The 11,886-nt window shown below is 68.8% G+C and carries 9 protein-coding genes; 1 reads left to right on the top strand and 8 read right to left on the bottom strand.

From position 1 onward, the window contains the following. Nucleotides 1-79: 79 nt before the first annotated feature. The gene (locus N4G66_RS44180) at nt 80-274 is read left to right on the top strand and encodes an acyl-CoA carboxylase subunit epsilon (protein WP_261709981.1); all 195 of its coding nucleotides are present in this window, start codon (nt 80-82) and stop codon (nt 272-274) included. A gap of 354 nt (nt 275-628) precedes the next feature. Here the strand turns inward: N4G66_RS44180 and N4G66_RS44175 are convergent, their stop codons facing one another. The 8 genes from N4G66_RS44175 to N4G66_RS44140 all read right to left on the bottom strand — a co-directional run bounded on the left by N4G66_RS44175 (nt 629) and on the right by N4G66_RS44140 (nt 11,109). Beyond that, entirely contained in the window at nt 629-1,210 is a 582-nt protein-coding gene (locus tag N4G66_RS44175; RefSeq protein ID WP_151472110.1) for a GTP-binding protein, read from the bottom strand. Then, complete coding sequence (locus N4G66_RS44170) at nt 1,191-1,790, bottom strand: DUF742 domain-containing protein (RefSeq protein WP_261709980.1); 600 nt, start codon at nt 1,788-1,790, stop codon at nt 1,191-1,193. The genes N4G66_RS44175 and N4G66_RS44170 overlap by 20 nt, the downstream gene beginning before the upstream one ends. Before the next feature lie 95 nt (nt 1,791-1,885). Then, nucleotides 1,886-2,299 carry a roadblock/LC7 domain-containing protein gene (locus N4G66_RS44165; RefSeq protein WP_261709979.1) on the bottom strand — a complete coding sequence of 138 codons (414 nt, stop codon included), beginning with the start codon at nt 2,297-2,299 and terminating at the stop codon, nt 1,886-1,888. Between the two features lie 10 nt (nt 2,300-2,309). Next, on the bottom strand, nt 2,310-5,540 hold the full coding sequence (locus tag N4G66_RS44160; RefSeq protein ID WP_261709978.1) for a sensor histidine kinase: 3,231 nt from the start codon (nt 5,538-5,540) through the stop codon (nt 2,310-2,312). Nucleotides 5,541-5,891: 351 nt separating this feature from the next. Further along, on the bottom strand, nt 5,892-6,467 hold the full coding sequence (locus N4G66_RS44155; RefSeq protein WP_261709977.1) for a GTP-binding protein: 576 nt from the start codon (nt 6,465-6,467) through the stop codon (nt 5,892-5,894). Next, complete coding sequence (locus tag N4G66_RS44150; protein ID WP_261709976.1) at nt 6,448-6,846, bottom strand: DUF742 domain-containing protein; 399 nt, start codon at nt 6,844-6,846, stop codon at nt 6,448-6,450. Before N4G66_RS44150 ends, N4G66_RS44155 begins: the two co-directional genes overlap by 20 nt. A 111-nt stretch (nt 6,847-6,957) precedes the next feature. Further along, a complete protein-coding gene (locus N4G66_RS44145; RefSeq protein ID WP_261709982.1) occupies nt 6,958-7,371 on the bottom strand; it encodes a roadblock/LC7 domain-containing protein in 414 nt (137 codons plus the stop codon). A gap of 9 nt (nt 7,372-7,380) precedes the next feature. After that, nucleotides 7,381-11,109 (bottom strand): sensor histidine kinase, encoded by a 3,729-nt coding sequence (locus tag N4G66_RS44140; RefSeq protein WP_261709975.1) that lies wholly within the window; start codon nt 11,107-11,109, stop codon nt 7,381-7,383. Nucleotides 11,110-11,886 lie beyond the last annotated feature (777 nt).

Below are 11,886 nucleotides of genomic sequence, written 5' to 3'. Positions count from 1 at the left end.
GCACGGCAACCCCCCGCAGTAACCCTGCGGATTCTCCGCGGTACCGCCGCGGAAACCTCTCTCATGGAGACTGAAACCTATGAGCAACGCTGACATCCGCGTCGAGAAGGGCCACGCCGAGCCCGAGGAAGTCGCCGCCATCACGGCGATCCTCCTGGCCCGTGCCGCCGCCGCTCCCACTGATGCCGCTCCTGCCCACCGCGCCCACCGGAAGGCAGGCTGGCGCCGCCTGGAGCGGGAGCCCGGTTTCCGGGCACCGCACAGCTGGCACTGAGGGTCTGAAGCCGACAGCCCCGTCCTCCCGATGGAGGGCGGGGCTGTGGTGTGTCCGGGAGAGGCCGCCGGCGCCCTCCAGGGCCGGCAGGGAGCTCCCCGGCGGGCCGTCGGGCTACCCCCGGCCACATCTGCGCCCAACGGGGCTGTACAGGGCAGGAGTTCGACCCGGACGCCGCCGATGCGTACCGGGTGGGTGCACTCGGGCCCTGGGGCGCCCCGAACCATGGGGGCGACAGGCGACAGGCGACAGGCGACAGGTATCAGGTGTCAGGCGCCAGGTGTCAGGCAACGAACAACGGCCCCTGCTTCTCCGGGTGGAGAAGCAGGGGCCGTTGTCGCGGAAGCGGAGGTGCTAGCGAAGGCGCGCCATGAGGGCGTGCTCGACCAGCGTGATCAGCGCCGACTTGGCGTCCGCGCGGTGGCGGGCGTCCGTCGTGATGATCGGGGCGTCCGGGCCGATCTGGAGAGCCTCGCGTACTTCCTCGGGCTGGTACGGCTGGTTGCCGTCGAAGCCGTTGAGGGCGATGACGAACGGCAGGCCGCTGTTCTCGAAGTAGTCGACCGCGGGGAAGCAGTCGGCGAGACGCCGGGTGTCCACCAGGACGATCGCGCCGATGGCGCCGCGGACGAGGTCGTCCCACATGAACCAGAAGCGGTCCTGGCCCGGCGTACCGAAGAGGTACAGGATCAGGTCCTGGTCGAGGGTGATACGGCCGAAGTCCATGGCGACGGTCGTCGTCTTCTTGTCGCCGGTGTGCGTGAGGTCGTCGATGCCCGCCGAGGCGGACGTCATGACGGCCTCGGTGCGCAGCGGGTTGATCTCCGAGACGGCGCCGACGAACGTGGTCTTGCCCACGCCGAAGCCGCCCGCCACCACGATCTTCGCGGACGTGGTGGAGCGGGAAGGCCCTCCGCTAGAGCTTGCGAAGTCCACTGAGCACCCTTTCGAGCAATGTCACGGCTGGCTGGCCGCCGGCGCTCTCGTCGCCGCCCGGCTGATGAATGGCGACCAGGCCCGCTTCCGCCAAGTCGGCGACGAGGATCCTGGCTACACCGAGAGGGATGGTCAGCAAGGCCGAGATTTCGGCCACCGACTTGATCTCCCGGCAGAGGTTGCAGATGCGCTGATGCTCGGGCAACTGGCCCTGCATCTGGTGCGGCTGCGCGGTGGTGTGCACCAGTGCCTCGATGGCGAGCTGGTAGCGGGGCCTGGTGCGGCCACCCGTCATGGCGTAGGGACGCACCAGGGGATTGCTCGCCGACCCGGCGGGCGACGGCTCGGGTGAGCGTCGCTGCGGCTGCACGGGCTGGATACGCGGTGCCGACGGCTGGTCGTACGGAGACGGCCCGGGACCCTGCGGACCCTGAGGCGGGTACTGCTGCCGTCGCTGGCTGGGTGCGGAGGGAAAGTTGTACGGGTTCGGGTTCTGCGAACCGTCACCCTGGCCGCCCTGCCCCTGGCCGGGGCCGTACGACCAATTGCCCGAAGACGAACCGCCTGGGGGTGTTACCACTCTCTCTCCTCCTCCGACTGTGCCGGGCACCCAACGTGTGGGACCGCGTCCCGAAACCTTACGGCCCCGGGACGCCAATTCGCACCGTCTGTCTATTAGTTGAGAAGGCTGCCCTGGAGCTCCGCACGAAGATCCGGAGTGAGGACCGTGCCCGCACGGTCCACCAGAAGGGCCATCTCGTACCCAATGAGACCGATGTCCGCCTCAGGGTGTGCGAGTACTGCGAGTGAAGAACCGTCCGAAACGGACATGAGGAAGAGGAATCCTCGCTCCATCTCCACAACTGTCTGGTTCACATGGCCGCCCTCGAAGATACGGGAAGCACCCGCGGTCAATGAGGTCAGACCGGACGCGACGGCCGCCAACTGGTCGGCGCGGTCGCGGGGAAAGCCTTCGGACATAGCCAGAAGGAGTCCGTCGGCGGAGACCACCACTGTGTGGGACACCCCGGGGGTGTTGTCCACGAAGTTGGTGATCAACCAGTTCAGGTTCTGTGCCGCCTGGCTCATCGGGCTCACACTAACGCTCCTGGTTGTAGGTGCTGTCAGGACCGAGGCCCTGACCGTTCGTCTCACTACCTGCACTGCGTCCCCGCTCCACGCCGCGACGCAGGTTGCTCAGCCTGCCCCGGACGTCCTCAGGAGCGCGGGAGACCTGGGGGCCGCCCTGGGGGGTCGATTCCGCGGTTCCCTCGACCAGGTTGGCCTTGGGCACCCGCCGCGGCAGACCGGACGAGGTGACCCCGCCCGCCTTGGGCTTCTTGAGCTGCTCGGCGCGCTGCCACCGATCGTCGTTGGACGATCGCCAGTCGTCGCCCGTGTTCCCGGAGGAAGCGGGCGCCGCCTGCTCCCTCGCCGGTTCCGCGGGTCGCCGGCCGTTGCCGGCGGCTGCGGCTCCGCGACGGGGCAGTCCCGCGTCGGTCATCGTGTGGGCGGTCGAGGGGGCCGGACCCGGACGATTGAAGCCTACGCTGTCCTGCTGGGCCGCGTCGGCGACCTGCGGAGATTCCGCTTCCGGAGCGTAGTCGGGCCGATACCCGCCCTGATACGCGTCCTGGTACGTGTTCTGCTGCGGCCAGTCGTCCTGGTAGGTCGGCTCACCGAAGCCCGCCAGCGTCTCCGGGGCGGCGCCGCCCATTCCCGCGTGCTCCTGCTGGACCGGCTCCGTGTAGGAGGGTTCAGGGTAGCCGCCGTTGGACGGGAAGTACGCCTCGTCGTACGCGGCCTGCTGCGGTTCCTCGTACGACGTCTGTTGGTCGTACGTGGTCTGCTGCTCCTCGTGCACGCCCTGAGCGCCGTCGAACGCCGGGGCGCCGCCGTTGAAGGACGGCTGCCCGTTGTCGTAGGCGGGCTGGGCGTCGAAGCCGTCGGTGTAGCCCTGGGGGCCCTCGACGGCCTCCGCGCCCTGCGCCTGGGCCTCCAGGGCCGCACGGCGCTCCTCGCGCATCAGGGAGCGGCCCACGGGGTCCAGATCGCGCGCGTCGTCCGGGACCTCGTAGCGGCTGTCGTCGAAACCGAGGTCCGCGGCGGTCAGTACGGGCTTCTGCTGCTGCTGCTGGACTCCGAAGCTCTCGCCCTGGAACGACTGCTGCTCGGGAATGATCTGGGACACGGTGAACTCGTCGCGCATCGGCTGGTGCTCGCCGCCGCCACCGTGGGTGATGGCGTCGGGGAGCATGACCAGCGAGGTGGTACCGGCCTGCTCGCCCGAGGGGCGCAGCTGGACGCGGATGCCGTGGCGGTCGGACAGCCGGCCGACCACGAACAGACCCATGCGCTGCGAGATCGCGGCGTCCACGGTCGGCGGGTTGGCCAGCTTGTGGTTGATGTCCGCGAAGTCCTCGGCGGTGAGGCCGATGCCCTTGTCGTGGATCTCGACCATGATGCGGCCGTCGGGCAGACGGGTCGCGGTGACGCGGACCTTGGTCTGGGGGGAGGAGAACGTGGTCGCGTTCTCCAGGAGCTCGGCGAGCAGGTGCACGAGGTCGGTCACGGCGCGGCCGTGGATCTCGGCCTCCGGGACGCCGGAGAGCTCGATGCGCTCGTACTGCTCCACCTCGGAGGAGGCGGCGCGCAGCACGTCGACCAGCGGGACAGGCTGGTCCCAGCGGCGGCCCGGCTCCTCACCGGCGAGGACCAGGAGGTTCTCGCCGTTGCGGCGCATACGGGTCGCGAGGTGGTCCAGGCGGAAGAGGTTCTCCAGCTGGTCCGGGTCGGCCTCGTTGTTCTCCAGGCCGGTGATCAGGGTCAGCTGGCCCTCGATCAGCGACTGGTTGCGGCGCGAGAGGTTCGTGAAGATCGCGTTGATGTTGCCTCGCAGGAGGGCCTGCTCGGCGGCCAGTCGTACGGCCTCGCGGTGGACCTGGTCGAAGGCGCGGGCGACTTCGCCGATCTCGTCCGTGGTGGTGATCGGGATCGGCTGCACGCGGGTGTCGACCCGGCCGGGGTCGGTGCGCGAGAGCTGGTCGACCAGCATCGGCAGGCGCTGCTCGGCGACATTGAAGGCCGCGTTGCGCAGCTGGCGCATCGCACGGCTCATCTGGCGGGCCACCATGCCGGCCAGGATGAATGCGGCGAGCAGGGCGATCACGACGATGGCGCCGGTGATGAAGGCGTCGGTCTTGGCCGTGTCGGAGATGTCCGCGGCCTCGGCCACCGCCTTGTCGGAGAGGTCCGACTCGATCTGGCGGTACGCGTTGTACTTGGCGGTGTTGACCGCCATCCAGTTCTGCGCGGTGACGCCACCCGCGGCCAGCGTGGCGCGGTCGCTCTCCAGCGGGGACGGGAGCTTCGCCAGTTCCGTGACCATGGCGATCGGGTTCGACGGCGGCTTCACGTAGTTCGGGTCGGCGGACGCGGCTTCCCGCGCCTTCGCCGTCAGGTCCGACTTGATCGCCGCCTGGGCCGCTTCGAGCTTGCTCGCGTCGGCCTCGGTGCCACCACCGATGTACTCCTCGACCGCGATGCCTTCGAGGTAGGCGTACGAGGAGAGGGCGACGCGCTGGCTGGCGAGGCTGCTCAGACCGGGACCCGGCTTGATCAGCATGTGCATGCCGATGGACCGCTCCAGCGACAGCGCGGCCTTGGACAGCGAGATCGCGTAGACCGTACGGCCGTAGCTGGTGATGTTTCCGGTGCCCAGACCGAGCTCGTTGGCGAACTCCATCAGCGGGTGCTGGATCTGGAGGTAGCCCTCTTCGGTCTTCACACCGGGAAGCTTGGTGGTGTACGCGGCCTTCCGCAGCAGCTCGAGACCGGGCTCGACATTGCGGAAGACGGCGAGGCGGCGCTCCAGGCCCGGTGTCTTGGGCATGTTCTGGGCGGCCTGGTCGAACGCGTCGGCGGCCAGGTCCGTCTGCTTGCGGACCTTGACGACCGTGGGGTCCTTCTGGCCGGCGCCGCTCAGCAGCGGGTAGGCGCTCAGGTCACGCTCGACGAACAGCTTGTCGCCGTAGTTCAGTGCCGCCTGCACCAGGCGCGCCGTCTTCTCGGCGTCCTGGGCCTCCTGCCAGGTGTCGATCGAGCTCTTCACCTGGAAGCCGCCCATGACCAGGCCGACCACCACGGGTATGAGCAGGATCGCGTTCAGCCTGGTCGGCACGCGCCAGTTGCGGGGGGAGAAACGACTCCCGCTCGGCGCGGGTGCCGGGGTGGGCTCCGGGCCGGGCATTTGTGCGGGCGCCGCTCCGCGCGGCGGCGGGGTGAAGTTGCCCCGTGCCGACGGCTCGGGACCGTTCATGCTTCGCCTCACTCGACCAACAACCTCTCGGCGTCGGCACCTACGTTGTGCCGCGGTATCTACCAGCGCCCTTGACTACTGGGCAGTTCAGCGCATTCCAGCACGTCAAGAGGCGCCCTTCCAAACACTCGGAATCGATGATTCCGAGTGGTGCTGACCACAGATAAAACGGTCATAAAGAGCGAGCCCCGCCAAAAGGCGGGGCTTTCATGAGCGCAGTGGCACCGGGCGACCGCGATGCGTGTCGGGGCCGGTGAAATTCTCTGTCGAAACGTTATGAACACTGTGGCCGACCGTGTCAAACGACACAGTCGGCTCCAATGCGTCTACGACAACTTCCATATGGAGTCGTCTACTTGACTGCTACCGCAGCCGGGCCATGAGGGCGTGCTCGACCAGCGTGATCAGCGCCGACTTGGCGTCCGCGCGGTGGCGGGCGTCCGTCGTGATGATCGGGGCGTCCGGGCCGATCTGGAGAGCCTCGCGTACTTCCTCGGGCTGGTACGGCTGGTTGCCGTCGAAGCCGTTGAGGGCGATGACGAACGGCAGGCCGCTGTTCTCGAAGTAGTCGACCGCGGGGAAGCAGTCGGCGAGACGCCGGGTGTCCACCAGGACCACGGCGCCGATGGCGCCGCGGACGAGGTCGTCCCACATGAACCAGAAGCGGTCCTGGCCCGGCGTACCGAAGAGGTACAGGATCAGGTCCTGGTCGAGGGTGATACGGCCGAAGTCCATGGCCACCGTGGTGGTGGTCTTGTCCCCGGTGTGGGTGAGGTCGTCGATCCCCGCCGAAGCGGAGGTCATGACGGCCTCGGTGCGCAGCGGGTTGATCTCGGAAACGGCACCCACGAACGTGGTTTTGCCGACACCGAAGCCACCCGCTACGACGATCTTCGCGGAGGTGGTCGCCCGGCCTCCGTCAGAGCTTGCGAAGTCCACTGAGCACCCTTTCGAGCAGTGTCACGGCCGGCACGCCGCCGTTGTTCTCATCGCCGCCAGGCTGGTGAATGGCGACGAGTCCGGCCTCCGCGAGGTCCGCGACGAGGATCCTGGCCACACCGAGGGGCATGGACAGGAGGGCCGACACCTCGGCCACCGACTTCACTTCCCGGCACAGGTGGCAGATGCGCTGGTGTTCGGGGAGCAGTCCCATCAGCTGGCTCGGATCGGCCGTGGTGCTGATCAGAGCCTCTATGGCGAGTTGGTACCGCGGCCGGGTCCGGCCGCCGGTCATCGCGTACGGACGTACCAGCGGCTGGTCGCCCTCGTCCCCGTACGGGTCAGCGTACGGATCATGAGAAGCGGTGGGCGGGGTCATGAATCCTCCGGGCGGGACAGCAAGTCGGTCAGTCGTGCCGTCTGTTGGGGCCGGTGGGGGGATTGTGGCGGCCGGACGGTGATTTCGTGCGGTGTCTGGATCCGGCGGCGGTCAGTGAAGCAGACTGCCTTGTAGTTCGGCACGCAGGTCCGGCGTGAGGACGGCGCCCGCACGATCGACGAGCAGTGCCATCTCGTAGCCGACGAGGCCGATGTCGCAATCCGGGTGGGAGAGGACCGCGAGGGACGATCCGTCCGAAACCGACATCAGGAAGAGGAAACCGCGCTCCATCTCCACGACCGTCTGGGCCACAGCCCCACCTTCGAAGATCCGGGAGGCCCCGGCAGTCAGCGAGGTGAGTCCGGAGGCGACGGCCGCCAGTTGGTCCGCGCGGTCGCGGGGGAAGCCTTCGGACATTGCCAGAAGGAGTCCGTCGGCGGACACGACGACGGTGTGGGACACCCCGGGGGTGTTGTCCACAAAGTTGGTGATCAACCAGTTGAGGTTCTGTGCCGCCTGGCTCATCGGGCTCAACTAACGCTCCTGCTGGTGAGTGGGGCTGGGGAAGCTGCCGGTCTGGCCGTTGGGAGCGGCCTGTCGACCTTGCTGAATGCCCCTACGGAGATTGGTGAGCCGGCCTCGTACGTCATCGGGCGCACGAGAGACCTGCGGACCGCTTTGGTGCGTTTGCTGCTGTGCCGTGCCCGCGACGAGGTTGGCTCGCGGGACTCGGCGCGGCAGGCCTGAGGTGGTGACCCCGCCTGCCGACGGTTTACGGGCGCGCTCAGCCTGCTTGACGAGATCGTCGTTCGGAGAGCTGCGCCACGTGGTAGCGGCCGGTGCGGCGGCCGGTCGCTGCGGAGCCGGGGGAGTCTGAGGCTGTTGGGGGGCAACCTGCGTGAATCCCTGGGAACCGTTGTTCTGGGGGGTGCCGTTGACGGGGGCGCCGTGGGTGGGAGCGCCGTCCGAGCCGTTCGCCTGACCGTGGAACCAGTTGGTCTCCAGCGTGTCGAACAGCGGGGTACGGCCGTCGCCGGGGCTCGAGGCCGGCGGAAGCGCCTCGGGCTCCTGACGGACGGGCGGCTGGGGGGTGGCAGGCCGCTGGTACTGGCCGGTGGACGACGAGCCCTGCCCGTTGCCGTAACCGGGCGTCGCGAACTGCCCGGTGGACGAGGGGTCCTGGGAAGCCGCGTAGCCCGGCTGGGCGAACTGGCCGGTGGACGACGGGTCCTGGGAGGCACCGTAGCCCTGGGCGGCGTACTGCCCCGTGCCGGCCGGGTTCTGGCCGACGGAGGACTGGTTGCCGTAGCCGTACTGGCCGTTGCTCTGGCCGTTGTTCTGCGGCGCGCTCGCGCCGGGGCGCGGGGCGTCGAAGTCGGGACGGGCGAACTCCGCGGTGGAGGCGGGGCCCTGGCGATCGTCGATCCGCGGCATGCGCGAAGTGGCGTCGGGGTCCTCGTGACCACGCGGGGTGTCGAGAGACGTACGCGGAACCGGCGGCTGCGCGTTGTCGTCGCTCCAGCTCGGCGTGCGGGAACCCGTGTTGCCACCGGGCAGCTCGGCACGAGCGCCACCGCGTCCCGGAAGCTGCGGACGGCGACGGCTGCCCTTGCCGCCGGCCGGTGCCTGCGCAGGCGCGGCGGGGGCGGCGGGCGCGGGGTTGTTGTCGCCGAAGGCGTTCTGACCGGCGCCGGATCCGTTGCCGAACGAGTTCTGCTGGCCGCCGGAGGCGTTCGGGGAACCCGATCCGCCGCCGAAGCCCTGCTGCGGCGTGCCGTTCCCGGCCTGGTAGCCCTGCGGGCTCTGGCCGAAGGCGTTCACACCGGCCGGAGCCTGCCTGCCCTGCTGACCGCCACCCTGACCCTGCGGACCACGCGCTCCGCCGGGAGCACCCGGGCGACCGCCCTGGTTGCTTCCGGGCAGTGCGGCCCGCGGACCCTGGCCGGCGCCGACCTGTCCGCGCTGCGGCGGGGCCCCGAGGGGTCCACCGGGAGCGGCGGGGGCTCCGGCACCGAGCGAGCCGTTCGTCTGACGGGCCGCGGCCAGACCGGCCGAAGCCTGCGCCGCCGCGGGGCCGCCGCCGGAGGCACCCTGGCCCGGCTTGTTCGGCATGGGCTTCTTGCCGCCCTGCGCGACGTCCACCGGAAGCATGACCAGCGCGGTCGTACCACCGGAGTCGGACGGACGCAGCTGGATGCGGATGCCGTGACGCTGCGACAGACGACCGACCACGAACAGACCCATGCGGCGGGACACGGAGACGTCCACCGTGGGCGGAGCGGCGAGCCGCTCGTTGATCGCGGCCAGGTCCTCGGGGGACAGACCGATACCGGTGTCGTGGATCTCGATCAGCACGCGGCCGTCGGGCAGGGCGTGACCGGTGACCTTGACCTTGGTCTGCGGGGAGGAGAACGACGTGGCGTTCTCCAGCAGTTCCGCGAGCAGGTGGACGAGGTCGTTGACGACCCGGCCGGCGACCTCGGTGGTCGGGACCGAGGCGAGTTCGATGCGCTCGTACTGCTCCACCTCGGAGGCGGCGGCGCGGAGCACGTCGACCAGCGGGACCGGACGGGTCCAGCGGCGACCGGGCTCTTCACCGGCGAGAACGAGAAGGTTTTCACCGTTACGGCGCATGCGGGTCGCGAGGTGGTCGAGCTTGAACAGCGAGGAGAGCTGGTCGGGGTCGGCCTCGCGGGACTCCAGCTCGGATATGAGCGAGAGCTGACGCTGGATAAGACCCTGGGAACGGCGCGAGAGGTTGGTGAACATCGCGTTGACGTTGCCTCGCAGAAGGGCCTGCTCGGCGGCGAGGCGGACGGCCTCGCGGTGCACGTCGTCGAAGGCCGCGGCCACCTGGCCGATCTCGTCCCGGGAGTGCACACCGACCGACTCGACGGAGGTGTCGACGTCCTGCGGGTCCGACTCCGAGAGCTGCTTGACCAGCTCGGGCAGTCGGTTCTGGGCGACCCGGGTCGCGGTGTCCTGGAGGCGGCGCAGCGAGCGGATCATGGAGCGGGCCACCACGAAGGCGCCGACGAGCGAGACACCGAGGACGAGCAGGATCAGTACACCGGAGACGATCGCTTCGCTCTGGGACTGGTTGCGCAGCTCACGGGCCTTCTGCTCCATCTCGCCGAGCAGCGTGGTCTCGATCTTCGTCATCTGATCGATCTTGGCGGAGTCGTCGTCGACCCAGTCCTTGTACGAGCGCTTGTTCTGAGTCTTCAGACCGTCCTGGTTACTCAATACGCGCTTGGCGTACTGGTCGGCGGACTTGATCGTCGGGTTGTCGCCCTCGATCGGCAGGAGCAGGTCCGTGCTGCCCGAGCCGTAGATGTTCTTGAAGCTCTCGTTCTCGGACTCCTGGCTCTGCTGCGCGGAGAGCGCGTACTGCTGGTCGTTCTTGGAGAGCGTTCCGAAGACCGTCGGGCGCTCGGGAAGCGCGGCGGCGATGACGGCGCGCTGGACGGAGGCGTACTCCTTGGCGGCGGAGAAGGACGCCAGCGCACGGGTGCGCTGGATCATCTCCGGGTTGCTGGTCGCCTCGGCCATGTCCTGCGAGAGCGCGAGGAGCTCATTGACCAGGCGGTGGTACGCGTCCACCGTCTGGGTCGAGTTCTGGGGGTCGTTGTAGGCGTCGCTGCGGATCTGGTTGAGGTTGTACAGCTCGTGCACGACACCGACGAGGCTGTCGTGCACACCGGACAACTGGCCCTTGGCCGTGGCGTTGTCGACCTGCTGCGTGCCTTGGAGGAAGTGCGTCCTCGCGACGTCGGTGGCGTCGCGCACGCCCTTGACGGTGTAGTCGTTGGCCAGGGCACCGTGTGCCAGCGGACCGGCCGTCTCGTCGCGCTCCTTCTGGAGCGCGGCGGCGAGCTCGGTGGCCTGCTTGGTCATCTCGGTCAGCAGCCGCATGTTGTCGAGCTGCTGGATGTTGTCCATCGACTCGTTGATGCGGAGCGCACCCAGCGAGGTCGCTGCGACCACGGGGAGCGCGAGCAGCGAGACCAGTCGCGTCGAGATGCGCCAGTTCCGCAGGGCTACGCGCGAGCCGGGGCCCGGTGGCGTGCTCTTCGGCGTGCCGGCCGTCGTGGTGGCGGGAGCCTTGGGCTTCGCGCCGGCGCGAGCGGAGTGTTCACCGCTGCCGCCGACCTCTGCCGGTCCCGGGTTCTGGGCGTGCTGGGGCGAGGAACCGCGGTCGGTCCCGCCGCGCGGCTCCGGCTCCGCCGAAGCGCTGCCATCCCTCTTGAAACGTCCCTGCACTAGCGTCGCAACCTCTGGACCAGGCGCCCCTCCGCTGGAACGGCGGGACGGTGTCGGCGTTGTACGAGAGGCGCAGATGCGCATCCCATATGTGGTCTGAGTGACCGGCGCAGGTTCCCCCTATCCCGCCGCCACTCGGCGCTGCGTTGCGCCCCTGCGCGTCGGATCGTGATTCCGCGGCGGTCCGAGGAATTCCAGCACAGTGCAGGATCTCCAACAAGGCCCGAGTACCAGGCTGTGACCTCCGTGACAGCATGTGAGGGTCGCGTCACGAGGCGTGCAAGGGGATCTCGTACATACCGGGCTTATGCCTACGAGCCGTTGGCCTATATACCCTGTCCCAGTCGCGATGATCAGGAGCGGAATGACTGGTTCAGTGGAGCAATGTCCGTTTGGTCGGCCAGGATTGAGGGTCGTGATTGACCGGTTTGTCCCTCGATGAGTGAGCAAACTCACACAGCGATCATGGCGTCTTCACGGCATCGCCCGGGAATTGAATGTTTAGCCTGACGCTTTACAGGGATGGCGAATCCGACAACCCGCGCCTATGTGGGGCTCTTTGACCCCGACCGGCGCCCAGGACGACAAGGTCGAGCAAAACGGTGAAGACGACGATGATGTTCCGCAACATAGCCAACCCGCGACGCACGACGCTGGCGCACCTCGAGGACGCCGATGCCCTGCGGACGCCGGAGCGGCCGGAGCACTCGGTCGAGCTTCCCCTGCAGACGGCCAACCCCCGCCGCACCGTACTGATGGCCGTCCCGGCCGCGGCCG

It is taken from the genome of Streptomyces rhizosphaerihabitans, from assembly GCF_025399795.1.
In the GTDB taxonomy this organism is placed as follows: domain Bacteria; phylum Actinomycetota; class Actinomycetes; order Streptomycetales; family Streptomycetaceae; genus Streptomyces; species Streptomyces rhizosphaerihabitans.
The sequence above is the reverse complement of the archived record's forward strand: the minus strand, read 5'-3'. Positions and strand labels throughout refer to the sequence as shown.